25 protein-coding genes are annotated in these 26712 nt (G+C 69.1%); 7 read left to right on the top strand and 18 right to left on the bottom strand.

The genetic code is table 11. From position 1 onward, the window contains the following. Nucleotides 1-8: 8 nt before the first annotated feature. The 4 genes from EON91_RS08060 to EON91_RS08045 form a co-directional block, all read right to left on the bottom strand. A complete protein-coding gene (locus EON91_RS08060) occupies nucleotides 9-416 on the bottom strand; it encodes a response regulator (RefSeq protein WP_292093269.1) in 408 nt (135 codons plus the stop codon). Between the two features lie 71 nt (nucleotides 417-487). Next, a complete protein-coding gene (locus EON91_RS08055; RefSeq protein WP_292093266.1) occupies nucleotides 488-2419 on the bottom strand; it encodes a PAS domain-containing protein in 1932 nt (643 codons plus the stop codon). 62 nt (nucleotides 2420-2481) lie between these two features. Continuing rightward, on the bottom strand, nucleotides 2482-3666 hold the full coding sequence (locus EON91_RS08050; RefSeq protein ID WP_292093264.1) for a cell wall hydrolase: 1185 nt from the start codon (nucleotides 3664-3666) through the stop codon (nucleotides 2482-2484). Between the two features lie 91 nt (nucleotides 3667-3757). Next, entirely contained in the window at nucleotides 3758-4237 is a 480-nt protein-coding gene (locus EON91_RS08045; protein ID WP_292093261.1) for a Dps family protein, read from the bottom strand. A gap of 195 nt (nucleotides 4238-4432) precedes the next feature. Here EON91_RS08045 and EON91_RS08040 point away from each other — a divergent pair, with 195 nt between their 5' ends. Then, on the top strand, nucleotides 4433-8488 hold the full coding sequence (locus EON91_RS08040; RefSeq protein WP_292093259.1) for a PAS domain S-box protein: 4056 nt from the start codon (nucleotides 4433-4435) through the stop codon (nucleotides 8486-8488). Nucleotides 8489-8500: 12 nt separating this feature from the next. Here EON91_RS08040 and EON91_RS08035 read toward each other — a convergent pair whose 3' ends face one another. Together EON91_RS08035 and EON91_RS08030 are read right to left on the bottom strand one after the other, a co-directional pair. Continuing rightward, complete coding sequence (locus EON91_RS08035) at nucleotides 8501-8863, bottom strand: DUF6481 family protein (RefSeq protein ID WP_292093257.1); 363 nt, start codon at nucleotides 8861-8863, stop codon at nucleotides 8501-8503. Between the two features lie 242 nt (nucleotides 8864-9105). Next, on the bottom strand, nucleotides 9106-9291 hold the full coding sequence (locus tag EON91_RS08030; RefSeq protein WP_292093255.1) for a hypothetical protein: 186 nt from the start codon (nucleotides 9289-9291) through the stop codon (nucleotides 9106-9108). Between the two features lie 475 nt (nucleotides 9292-9766). Between EON91_RS08030 and EON91_RS08025 the strand changes: the two genes are divergently transcribed. After that, on the top strand, nucleotides 9767-10858 hold the full coding sequence (locus EON91_RS08025; RefSeq protein WP_292093253.1) for a cell wall hydrolase: 1092 nt from the start codon (nucleotides 9767-9769) through the stop codon (nucleotides 10856-10858). 17 nt (nucleotides 10859-10875) lie between these two features. Here the strand turns inward: EON91_RS08025 and EON91_RS08020 are convergent, their stop codons facing one another. The 5 genes from EON91_RS08020 to nadA all read right to left on the bottom strand — a co-directional run bounded on the left by EON91_RS08020 (nucleotide 10876) and on the right by nadA (nucleotide 15546). Continuing rightward, nucleotides 10876-11091 carry a hypothetical protein gene (locus EON91_RS08020; protein ID WP_292093252.1) on the bottom strand — a complete coding sequence of 72 codons (216 nt, stop codon included), beginning with the start codon at nucleotides 11089-11091 and terminating at the stop codon, nucleotides 10876-10878. 65 nt (nucleotides 11092-11156) lie between these two features. After that, complete coding sequence (nadC, locus tag EON91_RS08015; RefSeq protein WP_292093250.1) at nucleotides 11157-12002, bottom strand: carboxylating nicotinate-nucleotide diphosphorylase; 846 nt, start codon at nucleotides 12000-12002, stop codon at nucleotides 11157-11159. Between the two features lie 55 nt (nucleotides 12003-12057). After that, the gene (locus tag EON91_RS08010; RefSeq protein WP_292093249.1) at nucleotides 12058-13563 is read right to left on the bottom strand and encodes an L-aspartate oxidase; all 1506 of its coding nucleotides are present in this window, start codon (nucleotides 13561-13563) and stop codon (nucleotides 12058-12060) included. Beyond that, nucleotides 13560-14408 (bottom strand): site-2 protease family protein, encoded by an 849-nt coding sequence (locus EON91_RS08005; RefSeq protein WP_292093246.1) that lies wholly within the window; start codon nucleotides 14406-14408, stop codon nucleotides 13560-13562. The genes EON91_RS08010 and EON91_RS08005 overlap by 4 nt, the downstream gene beginning before the upstream one ends. A gap of 55 nt (nucleotides 14409-14463) precedes the next feature. Beyond that, on the bottom strand, nucleotides 14464-15546 hold the full coding sequence (gene nadA / locus EON91_RS08000) for a quinolinate synthase NadA (protein WP_292093244.1): 1083 nt from the start codon (nucleotides 15544-15546) through the stop codon (nucleotides 14464-14466). 133 nt (nucleotides 15547-15679) lie between these two features. Between nadA and EON91_RS07995 the strand changes: the two genes are divergently transcribed. Continuing rightward, nucleotides 15680-16135: a hypothetical protein gene (locus EON91_RS07995; protein ID WP_292093242.1), complete on the top strand. Its 456-nt coding sequence runs from the start codon at nucleotides 15680-15682 to the stop codon at nucleotides 16133-16135. Next, on the top strand, nucleotides 16072-16389 hold the full coding sequence (locus tag EON91_RS07990; RefSeq protein WP_292093241.1) for a LamG-like jellyroll fold domain-containing protein: 318 nt from the start codon (nucleotides 16072-16074) through the stop codon (nucleotides 16387-16389). The genes EON91_RS07995 and EON91_RS07990 overlap by 64 nt, the downstream gene beginning before the upstream one ends. On the opposite strand, the gene EON91_RS07985 is transcribed toward EON91_RS07990, so the two are convergent. Beyond that, entirely contained in the window at nucleotides 16382-16912 is a 531-nt protein-coding gene (locus tag EON91_RS07985; protein ID WP_292093238.1) for a methylated-DNA--[protein]-cysteine S-methyltransferase, read from the bottom strand. The genes EON91_RS07990 and EON91_RS07985 overlap by 8 nt on opposite strands. Next, a complete protein-coding gene (locus EON91_RS07980; protein WP_292093237.1) occupies nucleotides 16893-17975 on the bottom strand; it encodes an Ada metal-binding domain-containing protein in 1083 nt (360 codons plus the stop codon). Before EON91_RS07980 ends, EON91_RS07985 begins: the two co-directional genes overlap by 20 nt. Nucleotides 17976-18206: 231 nt before the next feature. Between EON91_RS07980 and EON91_RS07975 the strand changes: the two genes are divergently transcribed. Both EON91_RS07975 and EON91_RS07970 read left to right on the top strand, forming a co-directional pair. Continuing rightward, nucleotides 18207-20285: a S46 family peptidase gene (locus EON91_RS07975; protein ID WP_292093236.1), complete on the top strand. Its 2079-nt coding sequence runs from the start codon at nucleotides 18207-18209 to the stop codon at nucleotides 20283-20285. Then, nucleotides 20282-20809: a GNAT family N-acetyltransferase gene (locus EON91_RS07970; RefSeq protein WP_292093234.1), complete on the top strand. Its 528-nt coding sequence runs from the start codon at nucleotides 20282-20284 to the stop codon at nucleotides 20807-20809. The genes EON91_RS07975 and EON91_RS07970 overlap by 4 nt, the downstream gene beginning before the upstream one ends. Before the next feature lie 150 nt (nucleotides 20810-20959). On the opposite strand, the gene pgsA is transcribed toward EON91_RS07970, so the two are convergent. From pgsA to EON91_RS07945, 5 genes are all read right to left on the bottom strand, one after another. After that, the gene (pgsA, locus tag EON91_RS07965; RefSeq protein ID WP_292093231.1) at nucleotides 20960-21589 is read right to left on the bottom strand and encodes a CDP-diacylglycerol--glycerol-3-phosphate 3-phosphatidyltransferase; all 630 of its coding nucleotides are present in this window, start codon (nucleotides 21587-21589) and stop codon (nucleotides 20960-20962) included. 57 nt (nucleotides 21590-21646) lie between these two features. After that, on the bottom strand, nucleotides 21647-22267 hold the full coding sequence (locus EON91_RS07960; protein WP_292093229.1) for a carbonic anhydrase: 621 nt from the start codon (nucleotides 22265-22267) through the stop codon (nucleotides 21647-21649). Between the two features lie 20 nt (nucleotides 22268-22287). Further along, a complete protein-coding gene (gene uvrC, locus EON91_RS07955; protein WP_292093226.1) occupies nucleotides 22288-24159 on the bottom strand; it encodes an excinuclease ABC subunit UvrC in 1872 nt (623 codons plus the stop codon). A 16-nt stretch (nucleotides 24160-24175) separates the two neighbouring features. Continuing rightward, the gene (locus EON91_RS07950; RefSeq protein WP_292093223.1) at nucleotides 24176-24601 is read right to left on the bottom strand and encodes a DMT family transporter; all 426 of its coding nucleotides are present in this window, start codon (nucleotides 24599-24601) and stop codon (nucleotides 24176-24178) included. A 221-nt stretch (nucleotides 24602-24822) separates the two neighbouring features. Continuing rightward, a complete protein-coding gene (locus EON91_RS07945) occupies nucleotides 24823-25293 on the bottom strand; it encodes an NUDIX domain-containing protein (RefSeq protein ID WP_292093219.1) in 471 nt (156 codons plus the stop codon). A gap of 549 nt (nucleotides 25294-25842) precedes the next feature. Between EON91_RS07945 and EON91_RS07940 the strand changes: the two genes are divergently transcribed. Next, entirely contained in the window at nucleotides 25843-26595 is a 753-nt protein-coding gene (locus EON91_RS07940) for an SDR family oxidoreductase (protein WP_292093217.1), read from the top strand. The last annotated feature ends 117 nt before the right edge of the window (nucleotides 26596-26712 follow it).

The raw sequence follows: 26712 nt of genomic DNA, 5'->3' as shown, positions 1-26712 counted from the left end.
ATAGGGGCTCAGGCGAACAGCTGAAGTTCGGGCGGGGCGTACAGGACCGGTTCGCCGCGGCGACGCCGCAGGGCGTAATCGACGGCCTTCTGGACCGCGACCTCGTCGGTGGGCTTGGACAGCACGCCGATCGCGCCGGCGACGCCGCCGCGCACCATGCCCGGATTGGCGGTCATGAACAGGACGGTCAGGCCCTTTTCCTGGCCCAGCTCGCGTCCCAGGGCGACCCCGGTCGGGCCGTCGGACAGGTGAATATCCACCAGCGCCAGATCGATGTCCTCTTCGCGCACCATGTCGCGGGCCGAGCGCGCATCGCCCGCCGTGCCGATGACCTCATAGCCGAGATCTTCCAGCAGGAAGCGCAGCTCCATGGCGACCAGGGCTTCGTCTTCCACAATCAGGATGCGTGCAGTCATGGCGTGGGTTCAGGCTCACCCCGTCCAAGGGGTATGGGTGGGTATAAAACTGACGGTTTCTGATACACGGATCAACCCGCCTTGATGGCTGCACGCCGCCGCGAAAGTGCGGTGGCCGGCAGATCAGCAACGACCGTCAAACCGCCCGGCTCCCAGTTTCGTTCCAGTCGCCCGCCCAACTGACCTTCGACCGACAGCGTGGCCAGGGATGACCCGAACCCCGCATGGGTGGGCGGGGTGACCGGCGGACCGCCCGTTTCCCGCCAGGTCAGGATGAACCGGTCGTCCTTGGACTGGGTGCTCAGAACCACCTGCCCCTCCGGCTTGCTGAGCGCGCCATATTTGGCGGCGTTGGTCGCCAGTTCGTGGAACAGCAGGGCGACCGAGGTCGCGGCCTGGTCGTCGAACACCGCATCATCCCCCTCCAGGATGACGCGCGGCCGCCCGTCATTCTCGGCATAGGGCCGGAACAGCGACTCCAGAAAGGCGTGCAGCGTCATCGTGCCGACCAGGGGCCGCGACGTCTCGGTATGCGGCCGCACGAACTCATGCGCCCGCGCCAGGGCGTTGATGCGCGTCCGCAGCCCCTGCGAAAAGGCCTTGGCCTCCGGATGCTGACGCGCCGACAGGGCGACCAGGGCCGACACCACCGCGAAGATGTTCTTGATGCGGTGGCTCAGCTCCTGGCTCAGCAGCTCCTTGCCCTGCTCCATCCGCTTCAGGTCGTCGATGTCGGTGCAGGTGCCGAACCAGCGTACGATCTCGCCGTCGTCATTGCGCACAGGCGTCGCCCGGCCCAGCGTCCAGCGATAGACGCCCGAGCGGTGCCGCAGCCGGTATTCGACCTCATAGACGTCGCCGGTCACCAGCGAATGCTGCCACAGGTCCCAGGCCCGCGCCTGGTCGTCGGGGTGGAACATGCCGTTCCAGCCCTCGCCGTCCGTCGTGCCCTGCGGCACGCCTGTGAACTCGTACCAGCGGGCGTTGTAATAGTCGTGGTAGCCGTCGGGCTGGGTCGACCACACCATCTGCGGCATGCTGTCGGCGATGGCCCGGAACTTGGCCTCGCTCTGCTCCAGCGCCCGCGCGCTGGATTCCAGGGCCGCATCCTTTTCCCGGCGTTCGGTCACATCGACGATGACGCCGGGAAAACGCAACGGCGCGCCCTGATCGGTCAGATACACCTGTCCCCGCGCCAGGGCCCAGCGGGTGACGCCGTCGACCACCAGCCGATACTCGCTGACAAATGCGCCGCCCGCCGCCAGCGCCCGATCGATTTCCTCGCTCACGCGGGCGGCGTCGTCCGGGTGGATCGCGGCGGTGAAGACTTCAATCGGCGCGCCCAGGGCTGCTACGGCCGGATCGACGCCGTACATGCGCGCGAACCGCGCGTCGGCGACGACACGATCATTGGTCACATCCCAGTCCCAGGCCCCGACATAGTCCGACGCCGCCAGGGCGCGCCGGGTCGCGTCCTCGCTCTGCCGATTCAGCTTCAGGGCGCGCCGCAGCTCCAGCTGGCTCATGACCTGGCGCCCCAGGACCTCAAGCGCGTTCTGTTGCAACTCGGTCAGACCATCCGGGCGAGGTTCCACGTCCAGCACGCACAGCGTGCCCAGCGGCAGACCCTCGGCCGTCTTCAGCAGCACGCCGGCATAGAACCGCAGATGCGGCGCCTCGGTGACCAGCGGATTGCATCGGAAGCGCTCGTCCCGGGTGGCGTCGGGGATGACCATGCCGTCCTGTTGCAGCAGGGCATGCGCACAGAACGAGGTATCCAGCGGCGTCTCGCGCACCCCCAGCCCGAACTCGGCCTTGAACCACTGACGATCCGCATCGATCAGGTTCACCACCGCAATGGGCGCGGCGCAAAGACGTGCGATCAGCCGGGCCACGTCGTCGAACGCCGCTTCCGGATCGGTGTCCAGAATATCGAAGCTTCGCAGCGCCGCCAGACGGTCTGTTTCGTCCCATGACGGGGCGACGCGATGATCGTGGGTCAAACGATGGTCCTGGGAAAATGGCGAAACGGGCAATGCGCAGACCGCCCGACCGTTGCATCAAATCAGCCGGTGGGCCGGCCGACTTCCTCGACGGCCAGGGGCGTCACCCCGGGCGGCGGCGACGCGGTAGGCGCAGGCGGCGCTTCAAATGCCTTGAGCCGCGCATTAATGGCGGCGACCTCTTCTGCCGTGGCGACACGCCGACCACCCAGGCTGGCCACGCCCACGACGCGGGTCTGGCCATTGATCTCGACCGTGCGGGTGGCGAACTTGCCCGAGGCCGCTGCGTCAGCCCGCGCCTTGTCCGCCTCGGCCTCGGTCACGGCGGCCTGGATCAGACGGGGCCGGGCGAACCGGGCCTCATCGATCGCCGGTTCACGCCCGACATAGGCGCGGCTGAAAGCGGCGGTTTCGCCGGAGAATCCCTTCCAGCGATAGAAGATGTGCGCCCCGACCTGGGTCACCTTGCTCAGCGTCGGCGCCCACCAGGGGTGGACATAGTCGGCGTGATAATGGGTCGCCGTACCGACGGCGGTCGAGACATGGCCCGAAAGGGCGCGTTCGGCCACGCTGCGGGCGCGATCCCACGCCCAGCCGACCGGCGCCTGGGCCAGCGAGCCGTCGCAGGTGAAGCTGAACTGGCACCCCGTTGTGCGCTCGGCTCCCTCGAACACCACGCCGCAGATAGTCCTGGGATAGTTGACGTCCCGAACCCGGTTCAGAACGACCTGGGCTACGCCCTCCTGGCCCACGGTCGGTTCCAGCGCCGCTTCGTAATAGACCGCCTGGGTCAGGCAGCGCAGCGCGCGTCGGCGATCCTCGCCATTGGCGGCCTTGAAGACAAAGGCGTTGGCCGGCCGCAGGGCGCCGCCGGCGACGGGCATGGCGGCATTCAGCTTTTGCGCCGCAAGACCCGAGGCGCCGGGATCCATCGACGGCTTGCCGCCCAGGCTCAGGCTTTCCCAGCCCGGTGTCAGGCCCAGCACATCAGGGGTCTGACTGTTCGGATCGTGGCGCATGGCCAGCGCCAGCTGGGCCGGATCCAGCTGCGCCTTGACCAGGGCCAGGCCACGGGGACTGAGGTCACCGCCCGTCAGGCGCGCGATGGCCTCGACCGTGTGGTCGATGTCGGGACGCGGACTGGAGCTGGCGGCCATGGCGACGCCCAACGCAGCGAGCGCCGCCGGGGCCGCAGCCCCGAGGCGCCGCGTGGCGGCCATCGCCTGTGTCCAGTCAATCCGTATCATCAGCTCTCCAGACGGCGACGCCGCGAAGGTCCGGTGATATCCGGTCTTCGCGGCGCTTTTCAGACCGCAGATTGCGGTCGTGCAAGGCGGATCAGCGTGAGCCCAGGCTGGATCGCAACATCCAGGCGGCCTTTTCGTGCGCAGCCAGACGCTGGGTCAGCAGGTCGACCGTCGCCTCGTCACCGGCCTCGTCGGCGGCGTCCAGGGCGGCGCGGGCCGTAGCGATCAGCGTGCCGTGATCCTTGACCAGCTCCTTGAGCATCTCGGGCGCTTCCTTTTCCGGATCGCCGTCCTTGATCGAAGTCAGGTTGGCGTATGCCGTGCCGCTTTGCGGGGCCAGTTCGCCCAGGGCGCGGATCCGTTCGGCGATGTCGTCCAGCGCGGCCCAGATCTCCTGGTACTGCTGCTCAAGCAGGTTGTGCAGACTGAAGAACTCCGGGCCACGGACATTCCAGTGATAGCCGTGGGTCTTCTGATAGACGGCGAAGCTGTCGGCCAGGACCTTGGTCAGCTCACGCGCGACGTCGGCGCGTTCCTTTTTGTCCAGGCCAGTGTCGATGGTGGCGGTCATGTCAGCTCCTGATAGATCGGGGCGGGCTTTCGGCCCGGACCGTGAATTTAGGCGCGCGTCCCGCGTTCTCCAAGGGTCGCGCCCGTCACCGTCAAGTTTCCCGGTCCCAGGGAACGCAGGCCGCGCGGATGCGTTGCATGGGGTTCGCGCGCACGCGAGAATGACGGCGCGAAGAGTGCACAAGACGGGGGCCGAATGAGCGCAGGCGACTTTTGGCGCACTGTTACAGAGCCGGACATCGGCGTGGCCCGCTTGGCGCGGACGCCGCGCATGGGGCCGTTGCGGTCTGTACTGACCGGTGCGCTGGCAGCTCTGTTCATGCTGATGATCCGGGCCGCGGCGTCAGCTTTCTACGGCGAACTGACGGGGTTCATGATCCTGTTGCCGGGCGTGATCGTGGGCGCGCTGGCCGCAGGTCGGATCGGCGGGTTGAGCGCCCTGATTGTCGCTCTTTGTGGCGGCTGGTGGGTGGTCAACATGGGCGCCGAGGCGTCCTTCAGCGAAAATCTGCTGTCCAGCCTGGGTCGGATCGCCACGGTCAATTTTATCATCGTCGGCCTGTTCGCGACACTGGTCGCCGCCTCCCTGCGTAAGACCCTGCAGCGACTGGACGCAACCGTCGCCGCCTTGCGGGAATCCGACGCCCGTAGTGACGCCAGCGAGGCGCGCCTGAGGGTCATCAGCGAGCATGCGCCGACCATGCTGTGGATGAGCGACACCGCTGGCCGATGCGTGCATCTCAACCAGGCGCAGCGGACCTTCTGGGGGGTGACTGATGACGTCCTGTCCTTCGACTTCACCGAAACCCTGCATCCCGACGATCGCGAACGGGCCATCGCCAGCGCCTCCGAGGCGGCGCGGACCCACACGCCGTTCGAGGTCGAGGCCCGCTATCGCCGCCACGATGGACAGTGGCGCATCCTGCTGACCCGCGCCCATCCCCGCACCGACGCCGAGGGCCGCTTCGAGGGTATGGTGGGCGTCAACACCGACGTCACCGAGGCCCGCCTGGCCGAGGCCGCCCTGCGGGCCAGCGAGGCGGCGCTGAAGGCCACGGTGAACCAGGCCTCGGCCGGCATCGCCCGGGTTGGTCTGGACGGCCGGATCGTCACGGCCAACGCCCGTTTCGCCAGCATATTGGGCATCTCCGAAGAGGCCGCCGTCGGCATTTCAACGGCCGACGTCACCCATCCCGCAGACATCGAACCGACCCGCGAACTTCTGGCCCAGGCCTTGCGGGGCGAGGGCGGCCAACTGGAGAAACGCTATATCCGGCCCGACGGGTCGGTTGTCTGGGCCCTGACCAGCCTGCGGTCCCTGATCGGCGACAAGGGAGAGCCCGAAGGCTTCATCGCCGTGGTCGTGGACATCACCGACGCCAAGACCGCCGAGGCGGCCCTGCGCGAAAGCGAGGAACGGTTCCGGCTCATGGCCGATACAGCGCCGTCGCCCGTCTGGCTGACCAATGAGGCCGGCGAGGTCGAGTTCGTCAATGACGCCCTGGTCAGCTTCTACGAACGCCCGGCCGAGCTCATCTTTGGCCACGCCTGGCGCGAAAGCGTCCATCCCGACGATCAGGCCGAGGTGGCGCGTGTTCAGGCCGAGGCGCGCCCGCACCATCTGCCCTACAGTTTCGAGACCCGGTTCCTTCGCGGCGACGGCGCGTGGCGCTGGATGCGCGTCTCGGTGAACCCGCGCTTCGACGCGCACCGACGTTTCCGTGGCTATGTCGGCATGTCGTTCGACATCACCGAGACGCGCGAGGCGCTGGAGGCGCTGGAGGCGCAGGAACGGCGGCAAAGCTTCCTGCTGGCGCTGACCGACCGACTTCGCGATCTGACCGACCCCTCGGCCATCATGGACGAGGTCGAGCGGTCCCTGGGCGACGTGCTGGACGCGGATCGCGTCGGCTATGGCGAGGTGGACCAGACCCGGGGCGTGATCGAACTGACGCGCGACTGGACTGCCGGGGTGCCCAGCGCCGCCGGGCGGATCACGCTGGAAACCTTCGGCGCGCGCCTGATCGAGGACCTGTCGCGGGGCCAGATCATCAGCATCCCCGACGTGCGCGAGGACCCGCGCACCATCGACGTGGCCCAGCGGTTCGCCGAGATCGAAACCCGCGCCCTGGTCCGTGTCCCGCTGATCCGCGGGGGTCAGTTGCAGGCCTACCTGTATGTCCACGATTCAGGCGTACGTCACTGGACGACCGCCGAGATCAGTCTGGTCGAGGAGGTCGCGGCCCGGACCTGGGCCGAGGTCGAACGCGCCCGCGCCGAGGCCGAGGTGCGCGAGAGCGAATTCCGCTTCCGCTCGATCGCCGACACCGCGCCGGTGCTGATCTGGGTGACCCACGAGACCGGCGAGCGCGCCTTCGTCAACGAGGCCTATGTGCAATACATGGGCGGCGACTACGAGACGGTGCGCACCGCCGACTGGCGCACCTATATCCATCCCGACGATCAGGACCGCGTGCTGCAGGAATCCATCGCCGGCGAGGCGACGGCCCAGCCCTTCTCGATGGAGGCGCGCTATCTGCGGCATGACGGACGCTATCACTGGCTGAAGTCCTTCTCGCGCCCCCGCCTGAACGCCGAGGGCCGGGTCATCGGCTTTGTCGGCGTGGCGTTCGACGTCACCGATATCCGCGAGGCCCAGGCGCGCCTGATCGAGTCCGAAGCGCGCTTCCGCATCGTGGCGGACAGCGCGCCGGCCCTGATCTGGATGACGGACGACAGCGCCCATCTGATCTTCGCCAACAAGCGGTTCCAGGCCTTCTTCGGCACATCGACCGGGGATCTGTTCGGCGAGGAATGGAGCGAGGTCACCCACCCGGACGACCGTGCGACCTTCGCCCAGACCTTCATGAGCGCCTTCGAACGGCGAGAGCGGTTCGAGGCCGTGGTCCGGGTCGTCCACGAAAGCCTGGGCGTGCGGTGGATGCGCTGCGAGGGCGTGCCCCGTCATGACGGCGAAGGCGTCTTCCAGGGCTTTGTCGGCGCCAGTCTGGACGTCACCGAGGCCAAGAAGGCCGAGGACGATCTGAAGCGCATCAACGAACTGCTGGAGGAACGCGTCGGCGAGGCCCTGGCGGAAAAGGCCCAGGCCGAGGCCAATCTGATGCACGCCCAGCGGATGGAGGCGGTCGGCCGCCTGACCGGCGGCGTGGCCCACGACTTCAACAATCTGCTGACCGTGGTGATCGGCGCCCTGGACATGATCCTGCGGTCTCCGGACGACGCGGCCCGGCGCCAGAAGCTGGGCGAGGCCGCCCTGGCCGCCGCCCGTCGCGGCGAGCGATTGACGCACCAGCTGCTGGCCTTCTCACGTCGCCAGGCCCTCCGTCCCGAAGCCGTCGATCTGAACGCCCTGATCCGTGAGGGCGAACCGTTGTTGAAACGGGCCGTGGGCGAGGCGGTGGAGTTCAGGCTGAAACTGCGCCGGGGCGGCGCCCGGGCCAGGGTGGACCCGGCCCAGTTCGAGGCAGCCCTGCTGAACCTGATCGTCAACGCGCGCGACGCCGTAGGCGAAACCGGCCAGATCACGGTCCGCACCCAGGACTGCACGGTGACCGAGGGCGAAACGTCAGAGGTCCCCCCCGGCCACTATGTCTGCGTCAGCGTGGCCGACAACGGCGAAGGCATGCCCGCCGAAATCATCGATCGGGTATTCGAGCCCTTCTTCACGACCAAGCCGGTCGGCAAGGGCACGGGTCTGGGGCTCAGCCAGGTCTATGGCTTCGCACACCAGAGCGGCGGCGGCGTGAAGATCACGTCCTCCAGCGGCGAGGGGACCGAGGTGCGGCTGTTCCTTCCGGTGTTGGCCGAAGGCACGGTCATGGCCACGCCGGCCGTGCGGCCCGACGGCGCTGATCCCAGGCCCGGCGTCAAACTGCTGCTGGTCGAGGACGACCCCGGCGTGTCAACCATCGCCGTCGATCTGTTGCGCGGGATGAAGTTCAAGGTGAAGGCCGTCGAGACCGCGGCCGAGGCGCTGAAAGTCCTGTCGCGTCAGTCGTTCGACGTGATGCTCAGTGACGTGGTCATGCCCGGCGGCATGACGGGCATCGAACTGGCCCGGCGTTGCGCGGTCGACTATCCCGACCTGCGGGTCGTGCTGACGTCGGGCTATGCCGGGGACGATGTGGATTCAGCGCTCAGGGACGCGCCGTGGCCCCTGCTGCGCAAGCCCTACTCGGCCGAAGAGCTGAAATGGGCGCTGGGCGGGGAGCCGTCAAAGGCCCCCGCCTAGATCCGTACGGGATTAGCGCTGACGCGCCTTGCGAGCGGCGTAGCGCGCGTCGCGGGCGGCCTTCTGCTCTTCCTTGGTCAGTTGCTTGCGCTCCTTGCGGGCGGCGCGCTTGGCGGCGTCGACCTCTTCCTGCGCGGCCTGATCGGCGGCCATGCGGGCGGCGTCTTTTTCAGCCTTTTCGCGGCGTGCCTCGGCCTTGGCCAGTTCGTGCTGCTGACGGATCGCTTCCTTTTCAGCGGCGCGCTTGGCGGCCAGCTTTTCGAATTCGGGGTCCGGGGCGGCGGCCTTGGGCTTGAACTTGGCCAGCAGGGCCTTCTTGGCGTCCTGCTGGGCGGTAAGGCGGTCGGTGAAGCCGGTCTGTTTCAGATCTCGCATAAGTAGGGGTCGGTTTCCTTCGAAATGGGTGGGCGCGCCCCGTAGCAAAGGCAAGGGCGGACCAGGGGCGACGATGCACGCGCACGACCCGGCGCGCGCTGCAAAGCGTAAACCGGGCCAAAAATCAAGATTTGACTGTCAATTGAGCTGACCGCCCACTCGGGACAGCCGGCCGCGCGCTTTCGCAGTCACACACATAGGACGCATCCGGCCCCGATCAAGAGGATCGCAGCCGGACGACCTCAGCGTGGCTTTTGCGCCTGGCCGACGGCTGTACCCGCCGCGCCGCCCACGGCCGCGCCGACCGGACCGCCGACGACGGCGCCCGCCACCGCACCCGTGGCGGCCTTCTGCTCGATGGTCTGGCCACAGGCCCCCAGCGTCAGGGCGCCGGCGACGAGCGAAAGCACGAGGATGGAACGTTTCATGGCGACCTCCGGAAAAGCCGGCGCGCAAGCGGCGCCGGAACATGCCGACAGAACGTCGCCTGCCGACCCCGGTTCCCGCCAACCCGTCGCCTCGCCCATGAGTTGAATTTCAGATTTCTTGAAATACGTCGAGGATATAAGGATTTACGATAGATGAACGAACGGTCTTCCGTCTGCTTTCCTGTGAAGATGGGTCGTTGTTCAATACAGTATTGGCAAGCACATCTGACAACACGTCTGATCGATCCGAAACGGTCATTCATAGCACCCCTGCGGGATGCGCCAGAATGCTGCACCCGCACACAAACTTGCGAATCGAACACATTGGGGCCATAAACGGATGGCTTAAGGCCGCCTCCCCGACGCCCGGCCCTTCGCCGATCGTCGGTTTGCCTGTTGGAACTGCGGCGTGCGCCGCTTCGACGGGCCGATACTACGGGGGCGGCGCTGCGCCCTGCTGAACAGGACTACGCCTTTGCCCAACTCCCCGCAGACGCCCGCGTCGTTGCGCGCCCGAACCTCGGCCCGAATCCGGCCGGCGTCGGCGGCGGCGGCCTTTGGAGGTCTGGTGGGGTTGGCTGTCGGTTGCGCCTATCTGGGCGGCCAGGCGGCCCAGGCGACGACATTGCGCGCCAAGGCGGAGCGGATCGAGGGGGCCACGGCCGCCGGTTTCACCGAGGAAGCGCTGGCCGCTGCGGCCGGCGGGCTGGACGCCAGCGCCTTGACCATCGCGCGCCGTCACGATCCCTATACCGTCGCCGGCGGCGCCCAGCGCGACCGCCAGGCTGAAATGCTGACGGCGCGTCTTGAACAATTGCGCACCTCGGACCGCGCCAGCCTGCGTCGGGTCAATCTGACCGCCGGACCGGCGGTCCAGCCGTTCCGCGCCAACGCGCTGGACGCCTCGCGCGATCTCGAATGCCTGACCCAGGCCGTCTATTATGAAGCGCGCGGCGAAGGTCGCGCCGGGATGGAGGCGGTCGCCCAGGTGGTGCTCAACCGCGCCCGTCACCCCGCCTTCCCCAAGAGCGTCTGCGGCGTCGTCTTCCAGGGCGCCGCCCGCAAGACCGGTTGCCAATTCAGCTTCACCTGCAGCGGCGTGATGCGCGGCGCGGTGAACCAGGCCGCCTGGAGCCGTGCTCGCAACATCGCCTCGTCGGCCCTGTCCGGCTCGGTGAACGCCGCCGTCGGTTCGGCCACCCATTTCCACACGACCGCCGTCGCACCGGGCTGGCGCCACTCCCTGATCCGCGTGGGTCAGGTCGGCAGCCACGTCTTCTACCGTTTCGGCGGTCGCGCCGGTTCGTCCTCGGCCTTCCGTTATGAGGCGCGCCCCTCGACCGAGGCTGACCAGCCGCGCCTGATCCAGGCCAGCCTGGATCCGACCGAACCCGTGCGTCAGGCCGGCCAGGCCGTGGCCTATACGCTGGTTCTGGCCCAGGAAGCCGCCACGCGCCACAGCGACACCGATCACGCCCCGGCCCCTCGCGCGACGCCGCAGGCCAGGCCGGCAGAGACGGATTCGGTGGCTCCGGCCGTCGCCACGGCGACCGCGCCCGCCGCCTGATCGCAGTCAGGTCCGGCTCACCGGTCCTGCGTCTTCCACTGGGTCGTCATGTTCTGACGCAGATTGCCGAACCGCCCCTGGGTGTTCAGGTTCACATCGGCGTCGCCGGGCTGACTGGACTGCGCCCCGGTGGCCAAGTCCCGGCGGTCTGTGCTCATGGCTTCGGCGGTCGAGCGCGCGCCATGGTCGGCGAAGCTGCGCTGCTCCTTCGGGATCTTCGGACTGTGGGTCATGTCGGCTCCTTTCGTTGTGAAGGTAACCGGTCAGTCCCCGCCCCGTTCCGTAACCCCGTTCGGCGTCAGCGCGCGTCCAGCCCGACGTCCAGCTGCGTCACCGAATGGGTCAGCGCCCCGACCGAGATCACATCCACCCCCGTTTCGGCGATGGCCCGCACGGTTTGCAGCGTCACCCCGCCCGACGCCTCCAGCGTCACCCGCCCCTCGGCGCGGCGCACCGCCTCGGCCAGGTCGGCCAGGCTGAAATTGTCCAGCATGATCACGTCGGGCTGTTCCGCCAGCGCCTCGTCCAGCTGATCCAGCCCGTCCACCTCGACCTCGACCTTCATCAGGTGCGGCGCGAAGGCCCGGGCCCGCCGAACCGCCTCGCCCACCCCGCCGCAGACGGCGACGTGGTTGTCCTTGATCAGGATGGCGTCATCCAGCCCGAAGCGATGGTTCATGCCGCCCCCGCACGCCACCGCATGCTTCTCCAGCGCCCGCAGGCCCGGCGTCGTCTTGCGCGTGTCGGCGATCCGCGCACGCGTCTCCGCCACCGCCTGAACATAGGTCCGCGTCAGCGTCGCGATCCCGCAAAGCCGCCCCAGCAGGTTCAGCGCCGTCCGTTCCGCCGCCAGCAGGGCGCGGGCGTTTGCCTCGACCTCGATCAGCACCGCGCCCGCCTCGAACGCCTCGCCGTCGGCGACCTTGATCGTCACCGTCGCCGCCGGGTCCATTTCCAGTACGGCGATCCGCACGCAGGCGCCGCCCGCCATCACCCCCGACTGCCGCGCGGCGAACACCCCGCTCATCCGCGCGTCCGGCGGGATACAGGCCTGAGCCGTCACATCGCCCGTCCGGCCCAGATCCTCGGCCAGCGCCATCCGCACCACCGTCGAGATCAGCAGGTCAGGCAGGGTTCGGCTCATGCGGTCGTCCTCGTTTCCAGTCTCCTCCGCTGCTCAGCGAAGAAGGATAAATACCTCAAGCCGCGACCGGAACCGCGCGCCGCATCCGCGTATGCACGGCCACCGGCAACGTCGCCGGATAGTCCGCTCGCCAGTGCCCGCCCCGGCTTTCGCGACGGTTCAGGGCGCCCTCGACAATCAGCCGCGCCGTGACCAGAACCGCCGCGTCAGGATACGCCCGCTCCAGCCGCGCGATCAGGGCCAGCAACGTGGTCAGGCCCGTCTCGTCACGCACGACGCCGCACCAGCGGGTCATCGCCGACCGCAGTTCCATCAGCGCCTCGCCCGGCAGATCGGTGAAAGCCGCGACCGGCCGCAATTCCTGCTTTGGCGGCTGAACCTCGCGCGCCGCCGCTCGTCCCGCCCGTCGCCCGAAAGCCCCGGCCTCCAGCAGCGAGTTGGACGCCAGTCGATTGGCGCCATGCACGCCGGTCGCCGCGCATTCGCCGATGGCGAACAGTCCGGGGACCGCCGTGCGCCCCTCGTCGTCAGCGACGATCCCGCCCATGTGATAGTGCGCCGCCGCCGCCACCGGCATGGGGCTGACGCGTGGATCCAGCCCGGCGCGCATACAGGCGGCGAACACCGCCGGGAAGGCGTGCGGAAATTCCTCACCCACCGCCTGGGTCGCGTCCAGAAACGCGCCGCGCCCGTCGGCGCGCGCCGCATGAACCGCCCGCGCCACCACGTCGCGCGGCGCCAGGTCGGCGTCCGCATCATCGCCCAGCAGGAACCGCCCCAGCCCGTCCACCAGCCGCGCGCCCTCGCCCCTGAGCGCCTCGGTCGCCAGCGGCGCGGGGTCCAGGCCCACATCGATCGCGGTCGGGTGAAACTGCACGAACTCGGGATCCAGAATCTCGGCCCCCGCCGCATACGCCAGCGCCAGTCCTTCGCCGCGCAGGGCCGACGGATTGGTGGTGACCTCGAACAGGCCCCCAACCCCACCGGTCGCCAACACTACGGTCGAGGCGAACACTTCATCCAGCCGCCCGCCGGACCGCTCGATCAGGGCGCCGCGCACCCGGCCGTCCATATCCTGGATCAGCCCGCGCAGCCGTCCGTCTTCCCAGATTTCGATATGATCCGAGGCGCGCGCCGCCGCGACCACCGCCGACAAGATCGCCCGCCCGGCGCCGTCGCCGCCCACCCGCGCCACGCGCGGCAGGCTGTGCGCCGCCTCCAGCGATACGGAAAAGTCGCCCGCCGCATCCCGGTCGAACGGCGCGCCCAGCGCCGCCAGCCATTCCACCGTCTCGCGACCGCGCATCGTCAGGGCCCGCGCCGCCTCCGGCTCGACCAGCCCGGCGCCCGCGCCCTCGGTGTCATTCGCATGCCGTTCGGCGCTGTCCGTCGGCGTCAGGGCCGCCGCCATCCCGCCCTGCGCCCAGGCCGAGGAACAGGCGTTCAACAGCGGCTCGGGCGTCACGACCAGAGCTTTCGCCGGGGCCGCCTCCAGCGCGGCCGACAGTCCGGCCAGACCGCCGCCGATGATCAGCGGCCCGTCGTGCCGGATACGGCTCACAGCCGCACGCCCAGTTGCGCCAGACCGATGCGCGCCGCCTCGATCACCGACCCGTCTGCCAGCGGCATCAGCGCCCCGATCGCCGCCGCGACACAGGCGACGGTCGTCAGCAGATACAGGGTCAAGCTCTTGCCCGCCTCGGGCCAGCTCAGCAGTCCGTGCTCACGCCGCCAGACGCCGCGCTTCAGATGGCCCAGCAGGGCGATGGCCAGGAAAGCCGCCAGGATCCAGCGCCCCGTGCTGACGCCCCACCAAACCACCAACCCGCCGACCAGCAACAAGGCCGCCTGCTCCAGCCGCGGATGCACGCGAGTCAGCACCGGGCCCAGCGCCTTGGCCCCGTCCAGCGGCGGCGCCGGCGCCAGGTTCACCAGATTGACCAGCGCGATGAAGAAGGCGCCGATCAACCACGCCCCGCCACCCGTCACCGCCCAGAGGCCGACGAACGGGATCATGGCCAACAGGCCGAACGCCGGCCCCGCCAGCGACACCAGCACACCGTGCCATTCGCTCTTGGGGTTACGCTGGCCCTTCGCCAGTCCGCCCAGGAAGGGGATGATATAGATGCGCGCCGGGCCCATGCCGACGCGGTTCATCGCCAGCACATGGCCGTATTCGTGAACGAACAGGCCGAACAGAACCGCCACCGCCACGACCCAGCTGCCCGTCACCAGCCACAGAAACCCGCCCATCAGCAGGGTGGACGCGATCGCCCACATCGGATGCTGGCCCTTGTCTTCCTGCTGCACGCGGGAGCGGGGCGGCGCGGCCGGTTCGGCGCGCGGCGTCTCCGGCGGACGATCCCAGGGACCGGGTTTTCGGGTCGAGGTGTCGGTATCGCTCATGATGTTCCAGATGGGGCAGCGCTTCGTTCCCGTCGCCGGGACCGATGGCCGCGCCTCAGATCAGCTCCACATCGACATGATGCCGCGCGCGGATCAGGTCATAGCGCGCGGGCACGGCGGGCGGCGGCAGGTCCACCATCCGCTGCACCGCGCGGCGCGCCTTTTCGGCCATGTCGTCCGGCACCGTGACCTCGAACTTCATGTCGCGCAGGCAGTCGCGGATGTTCTCCAGCGTGATGCGCTTCATGTGCGGGCACAGGTTGCACGGGCCGATGAAGTCCACACCGGGCACGTCGCCCTTCACGTTCGACGCCATCGAGCATTCGGTGATCATCACCACCTGCTTCGGCTTCCTGTCCGTCACATAGTCGATCATCGCCGCCGTCGATCCGGCGAAGTCGGACGCCGCCAGCACCTCCTCCGGGCATTCCGGGTGGGCCAGGATTTCCGCGCCGGGATAGGCCTCGCGCATCTCGGCGATGTCGGCGGCGGTGAAGCGCTCGTGCACCTCGCAGCGGCCCTTCCAGGCGATGATGCCGACCGTCGTCTGGGCCGCGACGTTGCGCGCCAGATATTCGTCGGGGATCAGGATGACCTTGTCGACGCCCCACTCCTTCGCCGCCCATTCCACCACCTGAACGGCGTTGGCGCTGGTGCAGCAGATGTCGGTTTCGGCCTTCACATCGGCCGTGGTGTTCACATAGGTGACGACCGGCAGACCCGGATAGCGCTGCTTGATCAGCCGCACGTCCGCCCCGGTGATCGACGCCGCCAGCGAACAGCCCGCCCGCAGATCGGGGATCAGCACCGTCTTGTCAGGGCTCAGGATCTTGGACGTCTCGGCCATGAAGTGGACGCCCGCCTGGACGATCACCTTGGCCTTTGACCGCGCCGCCTCCTTGGCCAGGCCCAGGCTGTCGCCGACATAATCGCCGACCCCGTGGAAAATGTCGGGGGTCATATAGTTGTGGGCCAGGATGACCGCGTCGCGCTCGGCCTTCAGCCGGTTGATCTCGACGATCAGCTCGGCCTGCGCCGGCCACTCCATCGGGGTGACGTGGTCCTTGACCTTGGCCCAGACGTCGGCCGTGGCCTGCGCCGTTTCCTTCGACAGCCCGAACGCGCCGTCCGCCATCATCGACCTCCTTCGGTCACCCCTTATGCTCAAAGTTAGCATAAGCAGGGGCAATGTAGGCCGCCCCGCCGGAAAGGCAAGACATTTGCCGCCGACCGGTCAAAACTGCGGCGCGCCCGCCGTGATGGAGATCCCCATGCCGCCTGTCGACCGCCGCCGCCTGCTGGGCGCCGCCATCGCCTTGCCCGCGGTCGGCTGCGCTGCTGGCCAGACGCCTGCCCGCCCCCCGGCGCCGGTCAAGCCGCCGCGCACCGTCTGGACCTTCGACAATCTGGACACCATCGGCGGGCTGCGGCCCCGGATTGAGGGCGCGCCCGTGCTGATCGACAGCCCCTTCGGCAAGGCGGTGAAGTTCGACGGCGTGGACGACGCCCTGTTCATCGACCGCCACCCGCTGACGGGCGCCGCGACCTTCACCTTCGAGGCGCTGTTCCGCCCCGACGGCGGCGCCTTCGAGCAGCGCTGGTTCCACCTGCAGGCGGACGAGCCCGAGGGCGGCCCCGGCACCGCATCCTGTTCGAGATCCGCGTGGTCCCCGGCGGCTGGTATCTGGACGCCTTCGCCAAGGGCCACCGCTATAATCAGGCCCTGATCGACGAGACCAAGCTGCATCCGCTGGGCGTCTGGACCCATGTGGCCCAGAGTTTCGACGGGACGACCTACCGCTCATACGTCAACGGCATGCTGCAAGCCGAGGCGCCGCTGGCCTTCACGCCCCAGCCGGACGGCCGCTCCTCGGTCGGGGTGCGCATCAACCGGGTCAACTATTTCAACGGCGCCGTGCGCGAGGCGCGCTTCACCCGCGCCTGGACCCCGCCCGACCTGTTCGCCAACCCGTTCAGATAAGACGCCCCGCCGCCCCCTCGTGCGCCAGCAGCCAGCGCTTGCGCTCCAGCCCCCCGGCATAGCCGGTCAGCGTCCCGTTCGCCCCGACCACCCGGTGGCAGGGCACGATCACGCCGACCGGATTGGCCCCGTTGGCCAGGCCCACCGCCCGCACCGCCGCCGGCTTGCCGATAGCAGCCGCCAGCTGGCCATAGCTGCGCGTCTCGCCCGCCGGAATGGCCCGCAGCGCCGCCCAGACCGTGCGCTGGAACTCGGTCCCGCCGGTCTGCACCGGCAAGCCGTCCAGCGCCCGCGCATCGCCGCCGAAATAGGCGTCCAGCGCCTCCCGCACCCTCTCCGGCGCCCGCCCCGGCGTCAGCTCCACCGGCCCATAGTGACGCTGCAACAGCCGCAGCATCCGCGCCTCATAGTCGGCGAAATCCAGCGCCCGAACAGCGCCGTCGCCATCGACCACCAGCAACACCTCGCCCACCGGTGAGGCGATCCGATCCAGGGTGAAGGCCTCAGGCCGCTTGCTCATCATCCGTCTCCATCGTCAATCCGGCGACAGCCAGGTGCAGCGCCCCATAGGCCCGCCACGGTCGCCACCGCTCGGCCCGCGCCGCCAGCCGCGCATCGTTCAATCGGTCGCTGGGAATATCCTCGCCCGCATCGATCCAGTCGCCCGGCAGCCGCAGCCCCGGTCGCCGCGCCGTCAGCGCCGCCAGCAGCGGATCGGCCGACAGATCGCGGCCGATGGCCTCTGGATCAGCGCTCAGGTCGAACACCCGCCGCACCCGCGCCAGCACGCCGGGCAGCGCTCTCAGGTCCAAGACCTCGACCGTGACCCGCAGCGCGGTTTCGCCTTCGAACCGCGCCTCGACCCGGCCCGACGCGCCGTCCACGGCGGTGTCCAGTTCCCGTCGCCAGACGCCGTCTTCAACCCTTTCGCTCCGCGCCGCCAACGCCGCCAGCATCGCCGCGCGGTCATAGGGCGGCCGATACGGCAGGTTCAGCGCGATCCCCGCCGCGCCCGGCCGCTCGGCCCGGCGCCGCAGGTCGGACGGCGGCCGTCCGTACAGGGCCTGAAACGTCTCGTTGAAGCGCCGCACGCTGCCGAAGCCGGAGGCCAGCGCCACCTCGGCCATCGGCAGGTCCGTCTGGTGGATAAGCGCCTTGGCCAACAGCACCCGGCGCGTCTGCGCCACGCTGACCGGCGCGGCGCCCAGATGCTGTCGGAACAGCCGCCTCAGATGCCGCTCGCCCACGCCCAGTCGGGCGGCCAGTCCGTCCACGTCGCCGTCATCCAGCGCCCCCGCCTCGATCAGGCCCAGCGCCCGGCTGACCGTATTCGAGGTGCCGCGCCACGCCCCCATCTCGGGCGCCGTCTCGGGCCGGCAGCGCAGGCAGGCGCGGAACCCCGCCTCCTCGGCCGCCGCCGCGCTGGGCAGGAAGATCACATTTTCGCGCTTCGGCGTCCGCGCCGGGCACACCGGCCGGCAATAGATCCCGGTCGTCTTCACGCCCGTGAAGAACCGTCCGTCGAACCGCGCGTCGCGGGTGGCGACGGCGCGATAGCAGGCTTCCGGGTCCAAGGCGGCGTTCATGACCACAGAATGAGCCCGTCGCCGCGCCCTGTCTCGCGGTTTTCGGACATGGCCGTCACGCAATCCGTTACGAAGATGCAACTACGCCCCCGTTTGACGCAGCGAGCGGCTATATCCCCGTCGTCGTCCCGGCCGATTTCAGACTAATCAGACTATTCAGACCCTGTTTTTTTCCCGCTAGGGTCCGAACCGACGCCTCGCCCCGGCGAGCCAGGAAGATCAGGATCCCGCATGCGCACCGCCTCCGCCCTCAAGCTTTTCGCCTCGACCGCCGCCCTGGCCTTCGTCGCCGCAGCCTCGTCGGCCCAGGCCGAGGAAGGCATGTGGACCTTCGACAACTTCCCCGTCGCGCGCGCCAACCAGACGCTGGGGACCAACATCGACCAGGCCTTCCTGGATCGGGTGCGACTGTCGTCGGTCAGGTTCGGGGGCTGTTCGGCGGGCCTGGTCTCGGGCCGGGGGCTGGTGATGACCAACAACCATTGCGTCGCCACCTGCGTCGCCAACCTGTCGACCCCTGAAAAGCGCTACGCCGACACCGGCTTCACCCCGCGCAGTCGCGAGGAAGAGCTGAAATGCCCCGGCGGCACGGCCGAGATCCTGACTGACATCACCGACGTCACCGCCCGGATGCACAAGGCCGGCGAGGGCCTGTCCGGTCAGGCCTTCACCCAGGCCCGCGATGCCGAGGCCGCCCGAATCGAACAGGAAGCCTGCGGCGACGCAACCGACAAGCGCTGCCAGGTCGTGACTCTGTACCGGGGCGGTCAGTTCAAGCTCTACACCTACAAGAAATACACTGACGTCCGCCTGGCCTGGGCGCCGGAAGATCGCGCGGCCACCTTCGGCGGCGACCTGGACAATTTCAGCTTCCCGCGCTTCGGCATCGATGCGGCCATGATCCGGCTGTACGAGAACGGTCAGCCCGCCACGACCCCGACCCACTTCAAGTGGAACGCCACCCAGCCGGTCGAAGGCACGCCCGTCTTCGTCTCGGGCAGCCCCGGCGCCACCCAGCGCCTGCTGACCCAGGACCAGCTGATGACCGTCCGCGACGTGTCGCTGCCGATGGATCAGTTGATCACCTCGGAACTGCGCGGCCGGTTGATCCGCTTCGGCGCCGAGAGCGACGAAAACGCCTTCATCGCCATGGACCCGCTGGTCGGCGTCGAGAACACCTACAAGCGCGGCCTCGGCCGTATGCGCGCCCTGACCGACGCCGCCTTCATGCAAAAGCGCGAGGCCGCCGAGGCCGACTTCCGCGCCCGCGTCGCCGCCAATCCGACGCTGGCCGCCGATGTCGGCGACCCCTGGGCCGACCTGGCCGCCGTCCAGCCGATCCAGCGCGAGCTGTATCCCGCCTACGCCATGCTGGAAGGCCGCGCAGGCGGCGGCTCCAGCCTGTTCGGCTGGGCCCAGGCCATCGTGCGCAGCGCCCAGGAGCGGGCCAAGCCATCGGAACAGCGCCTGCCGGAATTCGCCGACAGCCGCCTGTCGGGCGTCACCGCCCGCCTGCTGGCCGAACGCCCGGTCTATCCGTCGCTCGAGCAGATGCGCATGGAATGGTGGCTGGCCAAGACCCGCGAATGGCTGACGGTCGACAATCCCAGCGTCCGCACCCTGCTGGGCCGGGAATCGCCTGAAGGGCTCTCGGCCCGTCTGGTCGAGGGGACCAAGCTGGCCGATCCCGCCGTGCGCCGCGCCCTGTGGGACGGCGGCCTGGCCGCCGTCCAGGCCTCGGACGACCCCATGATCCAGTACGTCCTGTCGATCCAGGAGCCCGCCCGCGCCGTCCGCGCCGAGTGGGAGGCCAAGGTCGACGCCCCCACCAGCCTCGCCTCGGAACGCCTGGCCCGCGCCCGCTTCGGCGCCTATGGCGACACCGTCTATCCGGACGCGACCGGCACGCTGCGCCTGACCTATGGCAAGATCGAAGGGACCGACGTTCCGGGCCAGCGCTTCGGCGCCTTCACCACCTTCGCCGGCCTGTGGGACCGCGCCACCGGCGCCGCGCCCTTCGACGTCGCGCCGAAACTGCTTGCGGCCAGGGACCGGATCGACGGCGACACCGTGCTGAACATGGCCGTGTCGTCCGACACCATCGGCGGCTCGTCCGGCTCGCCCGTCGTCACCGCGCGGGGCGAGATCGTCGGCGCGAACTTCGATTCCACCGTCCTGACCCAGCGCAACGCCTATGGCTATGACCGCGACGTCAATCGCTCGGTCATCGTCACCACCGGCGCCGTGACCACCGCCCTGCGCGACGTCTACGGCATGACCCATCTGGTGCGGGAACTCGGCGTCCGGTGACGGACGTCGTCTTCCGGGCCGCGACCGCCGACGACGTCGCGGCCCTGCACCGGCTGATCGCAAGCGCCTATCGCGGCGAAACGGCCAAGGCCGGCTGGACGCACGAGGCCGACCTGCTGGGCGGCCAACGCACCGATGCGGACGAGTTGGCAACCATCGTGGCCGATCCGACTCGCGTTCTGCTGCTGGCCGAGGCCGGCGACGATCTGGTCGGCTGCGTCCAGGTCGCCGATCAAAGCGAGGGCCTGGCCTATCTCGGCATGCTGACCGTCCAGCCGACGCTCCAGTCCGCCGGCCTCGGCCGCCGCCTGCTGGACGCCGCCGAGGCTGAAGCGACCGCCCGCTTCGCCGCCGCGCGCATGGAGATGACCGTCATCCGCCAGCGGCCCGAGTTGATCGCCTGGTACCAACGCCGCGGCTACGCCCCCACCGGCGAAACCCGCCCCTTCCCCCTGCACGACGCCCGCTTCGGCCAGGCCTTCCGCCAGGACCTGGAGTTCGTGGTGCTGGAGAAGGCGCTGTAATCTCTCCTCCCCCGTTCACGGGGGAGGGGGACCACGAAGTGGTGGAGGGGGCGGATACAGGCGCGGCGCTTGAAGCTCGGCCCTCACCACCCCGCCGCCCTTCGGGCGTCGCGGTCCCCCTCCCCCGCTACGCAGGGGAGGCTTGAAACATTACCGGTCCCGCATCTGCCGCTGCGCCGCGCTGAAATACTGCCAGCCGGTCCACAGGGTGATGATGGCCGCGCCCCAGATCAGGGTGTCGGCGAACAGTTGGAAGCCCGGCAGCCAGTCGAACGACAGGCCGAACCCGTCCCAGTTGCGGGCGAACAGCTGGCAGCCCAGGGCGACCAGTTGCAGCGTCGTCTTCCACTTGGCGGCCAGCGTCACCGGCAGTTCGATCCGTCCCGCCATCGTCTCGCGCAGGGCCGACACGGCGAACTCCCGGAACAGGATCAAGCCGCACGGAATGATGATCTGCGGCACCGACCCGCTGGTCAGCACCCCCAGGATGGCGCCGGTCACCAGCACCTTGTCCGCGATCGGGTCCAGAATGGCGCCCCAGCGCGTCTCGGCGTTCCAGCGCCGCGCCAGCCAGCCGTCGAACCAGTCGGTCGAGGCGGCGATGACGAAGATCCAGAAGCCGGTGCGGTACAGGGCGAACTGGTCGTCCGGGCTCATCCAGGCCGAGACGAAGGGAAACCCGCTGGTCGCCCCCGCCAGGATCAGGAACATGACGACCCCCGCCGCCAGTCGCAGGGCGGTCAGGATGTTCGGGATCGGATTGGCTTTGTGAGGGGTCATCGGATTTTCCGTTGCAGGCCAATGGGTGTGCCATGGTTCGCCACGCGAGGCGAGGCTTCACGCCAACGGCTGGAAGCGTCCGCCGTTCAGCTTGCTCAGAATGCCGTCCGCGATGCCGAAATGCAGGCCGCTGAGCGTCAGATCGCCCGCCGCCTCGCGCTCGGCGATCCACGGGAAGGTGCGCAGATTGTCGATCGACAGCTTGACCACCGCCTCCTCGGCCGCGCGTTCGACCTGATCCTCGGACACTTCCTCGGCCACGCGGCGCACCACCGGCGCGGCCTGTTCGACCCAGGGGGCGACAAAGTCGCGGCAGCTCTCAGGCGAACCGCGCAGCATGGCGCCCACGCCGCCGCAATAGGCGTGGCCCATGACCACGATCCGCTTCACGTCCAGCACCTTGACCCCGAACTCCAGCGCCGCCGAGACGCCGTGCAGATGCCCGTCGGGCTGGTATGGCGGCACCAGATTTGCCACGTTGCGCACCACGAACAGCTCACCCGGCGCCGTGTCGAAAATCAGGGCCGGATCGGCGCGGCTGTCGGAACAGGCCACCACCAGGGTGTGCGGCTTCTGCCCGTCGCGGGCCAGGGCCTCGTATTCCGCATGCTCGGCCGGCCAGCGGGTCTCGCGAAAGCGGCGGTAACCTTCGGTCAGCTTGTCCGATTCATCGATCATGGGCGTTTCCTAGACCCGCTTCAGCTCTTGCGGAAGAACCCGTGAATGCGTTCGGCCAGCGCCTGGTTCACCCCGTCTACCTTCAACAGGTCGGCGACCGAGGCGCGGCCGACGCCCTTGGCCGAACCAAAGGCGTGCAGCAGCGCCCGCTTGCGCCCCGGGCCGACGCCCTCGATCTCGTCCAGCGGATTGCGCTTGATGTCCATCGACCGGCGCTTGGCGTGCGCCCCGTTGGCGAAGCGGTGCGCCTCGTCCCGCAGCCGTTGCAGGTAATAAAGCGCCGGCGACTTCAGAGGCAGCATGAAGGGCGGCTTGCCGGGCATGAAGAACCGCTCCAGCCCCGCGTCCCGATCCGGCCCCTTGGCCACGCCGACCACGGTGATGTCGTCCACGCCCAGATCGGCCATCACGGCCAGCACCTCGGCCAGCTGCCCCGCCCCGCCGTCGATCAGCAGCAGGTCGGGCCGCTCGACGACCTCGCCCGCCTCCTCGTCCTTCACCAGCCGGCCAAAGCGGCGGCGCATCACCTCGCGCATCATGCCGTAGTCGTCGCCGGGGGTCAGGTCCTCGCCCCGGATGTTGAACTTGCGGTACTGGTTCTTGCGGAAGCCGTCGGGCCCGGCCACCACCATCCCGCCGACCGCATTGGTCCCCTGGATGTGGGCGTTGTCATAGACCTCGATCCGCTCGGGGCGGGCGTCCAGGCCGAACGCCTCGCAGACCTCGTCCAGGATCTTGGACTGGGCCGAGTTTTCGGCCAGCCGCCGCCCCAGCGCCTCGCGCGCATTGGTCAGGGCGTGATCGACCAGCCCCTTCTTGTCCCCGCGCAGGGGCCGGGCGATCTCAACCCGGTGTTCCGCCTTCATGCCGAACGCCGCCTCCAGCAGCTCAAGCTCATGCGGCCGCACATTCGACAGGATCAGCCGCGGGATCGGCTTGTCCTCATAGAACTGGCCCAGGAAGGCGGCGAAGATTTCCGGATCCGTATCCGTCTTGTCCACGCGCGGGAAATAGGCGCGCCCGCCCCAGTTCTGGCCCCCGCGATAGAAGAAGACCTGAACGCACGCCTGCCCGCCCTCGGCATGCAGGGCGAAGACGTCCGCCTCGGCCACGCTGTCGGCGTTGATGCTGCTTTCCATGCTGATCGCCGACAAGGCGCGGATGCGGTCGCGCACCCGGGCGGCGTGCTCGAAATCCATGTCGTCGGACGCCGCCTGCATCTCCTGCGACAGGCGGCCGATCACCGCCCGCGACTTGCCGCGCAGGAACTGCTCCGCCTCGGTGACCAGCTCGCTATAGTCTTCAAGGCTGATCAGCCCGGTGCACGGAGCCGAGCAGCGCTTGATCTGGTGCAACATGCACGGCCGCGTCCGCGTCTCGTACACGCTGTCCGAACACGACCGCAGCAGGAACGCCTTCTGCAACGTATTCAGCGTCCGGTTCACCGCCCAGGTCGAGGCGAACGGCCCGAAATAGTCGCCCGGTATGGTGTGCGCCCCGCGATGCTTGCGCACCTGGGGGGCCCGGTGATCGCGCCGGATCATCAACTCGGCGAACGACTTGTCGTCGCGCAGCAGCACGTTGAAGCGCGGCTTCAGCTTCTTGATGAAGTTGGATTCCAGCAGCAGCGCCTCCGTCTCGGACGCCGTGACCACCAACTCCATCGACCGGGTCAGCGACACCATCAGCCCGATGCGCTGGGTGTGGAACCGCCCCTGCGCATACTGCACCACCCGCTTCTTCAGCGACTTGGCCTTGCCGACGTACAGACAGGCGCCGTCCTCGCCGTACATGCGATAGACGCCGGGCTTGTCAGGCGCGCGGCGCGCCTCGTCGGCGATCAGCGCGGCGGCCTGAAGCGGCAGTTGGGTGTCGGGCGTCGCCTCGGTCATCGGCCCCGATATAGGCTCACGACCGCCGGACCAGAAGCGCCCCGGCGATCACCAGCGCCACTCCGGCCACCTTGCTCCAGTTGATCGGCTGGCGCGGCACGCCCATGGCCCCGAAATGGTCCAGCAGCAGGCTGGCCAGCAGCTGCCCGGCCACCATCAGGGTGATGGTCAGCGCCACCCCCAGCTTGGGCACGCCCCACGCCGCCGCCACCACGAAGACGCAACCGTACAGCCCGCCGATCCACGTCCACCACGGCAGCGCCTTCGCCGCCACCACGTCCGGCCGCGTCTGCAACGCCAGCGCCAGCAGCCCCAGCGCCACCGTCCCCACCGCGAACGAGATGAAGGCCGCATTGACCGGCGAACTCACCGCCGTGGCCAGCCGCGCATTCGTCGGCGCCTGCAAGGCGGTCGCGCCCCCAGCCAAGACGACGGCGATCAACGAAAGCAATGAGGGATTCATGCAGCGTGGGTAGCATGGCCGAAGCAGAGGTGCAGCGTCCCGAATCCCTTCTCCCCTTGCGGGAGAAGGTGGCCGAGCGAAGCGAGGTCGGATGAGGGGTTGCGGGACGTTTGAGCCGCCTTCCGCCCAACCGGATCCTGACCCCTCATCCGTCGGCCTGCGGCCGCCACCTTCTCCCGCAAGGGGAGAAGGCCAGCGCTTCACCACTCCCGACTCACCCCAACGCCGCCGAACACCTCGGCCAGCCGCGCCGCGCAGCCCCGGTTCACGTTGGCGGGCAGAGCGTTCACGTCGAACCAGTCCACCGCCTCGATCTCGCCGTGGCTGGTCCGCTCGCCGACCTCATAGCCGTCGATGCGGAACAGCAGCACATGGTCGCCGGGAAAGAACCGCTCGTTGGAATGGACCGAGATCAGCCGGGGCTCGCCCACGGCGATCAGCCCCGCCTCCTCGCGCAGTTCGCGCACCGCCGCCGCCTGAACCGCCTCGCCCCGATCCACCCCGCCGCCCGGCAGCCACCAGCCCGGCAGATAGGTGTGCTTCACCAACAGCACCCGCCCCGCCTGATCCGTCACCACCGCCCGCACGCCCAACGTCATCCCCCGCGTCATCCGCGACACGGCGAAGAAGATCGGACGGGTAAAGGGCTCAATACGGCGACGCCAGGTCATGAGCCGACCATAACGCGCCTCCCCTCCGGTGGGGAGGCAGCGCCGCTTCTTCTCTTTCGTCATTCTCCGGCCAGCCGCGCAGCGGCGCAGACCGGAGAACCCAGCGGCGCCGCAGCGAAGCGAAGGCGCCCCCCGGCAATGGACACCGCCGCGCACAAAGCTAAGCTCCGACCGTATTAGAGCCGCTTCTCTGGCGCATGGAGAACCGCCCATGAGCTGGATCTGTTGCTTCTGCGGCGAGGCGATCTTGCCGGACGCCGCCGCCCCATTATCCCTCACGGTGATGCAACTGAACGCCGAGACCGAGGCGCCCGCCCAAGCGCTCGCCACCCACGGCGCCTGCCTGGCCGAACGCCTGGCCCCAAGCGTTCCTTTCGACGCCGACACGCCGACGCCTTCGCCGACTAGAGGATCGCCCTTCGGGCCCGCTGGGTTCTCCGATCAAGTCGGAGAATGACGAAAGAGCAGGTGCGGCCTCGCTGGCCATGGCTATCATCTTCGGCTTCGTCGCCGTTCTCGCCGCGATCAACTTCTTCGAGTTCGGTCGGGTTGACTAAGACCCCGCGCGGCGCGGCGCTGGTCACGGGCGGCGCCCGGCGGATCGGCCGAGCCATCGTGTTGCGGTTGGCCGAGGCGGGCTTTGACGTCGCCATCCACCACCGCGATTCGGCCGTGGCGGCCGAAGACGTCGCCCGGGCCATGCGCGAGTGCGGGCGACGGGCCGTCGTGCTGCAGGCCGACCTGACCGACGAGGCGCAGGTGCGCGCCCTGATCCCCGCCGCGGCGCAGGCGCTGGGACCGCTGACGGCGCTGGTCAACAACGCTTCGGTGTTTCAGGACGACCGCGTCGGCGGCCTGGACCGCGCCGGGTGGGACCTGCATCTGGAGACCAATCTGCGCGCGCCGGTCGTGCTGATCGAGGCCTTTGCGGCCCAGGCGCCGGACGGCGGCGCCGTGGTCAACCTGCTGGACCAGCGGGTGCTCAAGCCGGACCCGCGCTTCTTCTCCTATTCCCTGTCGCGCGCCGGCCTGTGGTGGGCGACCCAGACGATGGCCCAGGCCCTGGCGCCGGCGATCCGGGTCAATGCCGTCGGCCCCGGCCCCACCCTGCCGTCCATCCACCAGACGCCCGACGACTTCGCCGCCGAGGCCGCCGGCACCCTGTTGCAACAGCCCATCGGGCCGAACGCCGTGGCCGACGCCGTGGCCTGGCTGCTGGACGCCGACCGCGTGACCGGCCAGATGATCGCCGTGGACGGGGGCCAGCATCTGGCCTGGCGCACCCCCGACATCCAGGAGTAGCGCGTGGTTTCCTCTCCTCTGGCGACGCCGGCTCCGGCGGACGATCGGCTGCGTTTCGAGCGGCTGAGCGTGTTCGTGCGCGGGCTGGAGGTCGAGGCCGGGATCGGGGTCTATGAC

Origin of the sequence: Brevundimonas sp. (assembly GCF_004210735.1) — a bacterium.
Taxonomy (GTDB): Bacteria; Pseudomonadota; Alphaproteobacteria; order Caulobacterales; family Caulobacteraceae; genus Brevundimonas.
The sequence above is the reverse complement of the archived record's forward strand: the minus strand, read 5'-3'. Positions and strand labels throughout refer to the sequence as shown.

Excerpts from the sequence above, each read along its gene's own strand:
- EON91_RS08060 (WP_292093269.1), bottom strand. The coding sequence starts at position 416 with ATGACTGCACGCATCCTGATTGTGGAAGACGAAGCCCTGGTCGCCATG.
- EON91_RS08050 (WP_292093264.1), bottom strand. The coding sequence starts at position 3,666 with ATGATACGGATTGACTGGACACAGGCGATGGCCGCCACGCGGCGCCTC.
- EON91_RS08045 (WP_292093261.1), bottom strand. The coding sequence starts at position 4,237 with ATGACCGCCACCATCGACACTGGCCTGGACAAAAAGGAACGCGCCGAC.
- EON91_RS08040 (WP_292093259.1), top strand. The coding sequence starts at position 4,433 with ATGAGCGCAGGCGACTTTTGGCGCACTGTTACAGAGCCGGACATCGGC.
- EON91_RS08035 (WP_292093257.1), bottom strand. The coding sequence starts at position 8,863 with ATGCGAGATCTGAAACAGACCGGCTTCACCGACCGCCTTACCGCCCAG.
- EON91_RS08030 (WP_292093255.1), bottom strand. The coding sequence starts at position 9,291 with ATGAAACGTTCCATCCTCGTGCTTTCGCTCGTCGCCGGCGCCCTGACG.
- EON91_RS08020 (WP_292093252.1), bottom strand. The coding sequence starts at position 11,091 with ATGACCCACAGTCCGAAGATCCCGAAGGAGCAGCGCAGCTTCGCCGAC.
- nadC (WP_292093250.1), bottom strand. The coding sequence starts at position 12,002 with ATGAGCCGAACCCTGCCTGACCTGCTGATCTCGACGGTGGTGCGGATG.
- EON91_RS08005 (WP_292093246.1), bottom strand. The coding sequence starts at position 14,408 with ATGAGCGATACCGACACCTCGACCCGAAAACCCGGTCCCTGGGATCGT.
- nadA (WP_292093244.1), bottom strand. The coding sequence starts at position 15,546 with ATGATGGCGGACGGCGCGTTCGGGCTGTCGAAGGAAACGGCGCAGGCC.
- EON91_RS07995 (WP_292093242.1), top strand. The coding sequence starts at position 15,680 with ATGCCGCCTGTCGACCGCCGCCGCCTGCTGGGCGCCGCCATCGCCTTG.
- EON91_RS07985 (WP_292093238.1), bottom strand. The coding sequence starts at position 16,912 with ATGATGAGCAAGCGGCCTGAGGCCTTCACCCTGGATCGGATCGCCTCA.
- EON91_RS07980 (WP_292093237.1), bottom strand. The coding sequence starts at position 17,975 with ATGAACGCCGCCTTGGACCCGGAAGCCTGCTATCGCGCCGTCGCCACC.
- EON91_RS07975 (WP_292093236.1), top strand. The coding sequence starts at position 18,207 with ATGCGCACCGCCTCCGCCCTCAAGCTTTTCGCCTCGACCGCCGCCCTG.
- pgsA (WP_292093231.1), bottom strand. The coding sequence starts at position 21,589 with ATGACCCCTCACAAAGCCAATCCGATCCCGAACATCCTGACCGCCCTG.
- EON91_RS07960 (WP_292093229.1), bottom strand. The coding sequence starts at position 22,267 with ATGATCGATGAATCGGACAAGCTGACCGAAGGTTACCGCCGCTTTCGC.
- uvrC (WP_292093226.1), bottom strand. The coding sequence starts at position 24,159 with ATGACCGAGGCGACGCCCGACACCCAACTGCCGCTTCAGGCCGCCGCG.
- EON91_RS07945 (WP_292093219.1), bottom strand. The coding sequence starts at position 25,293 with ATGACCTGGCGTCGCCGTATTGAGCCCTTTACCCGTCCGATCTTCTTC.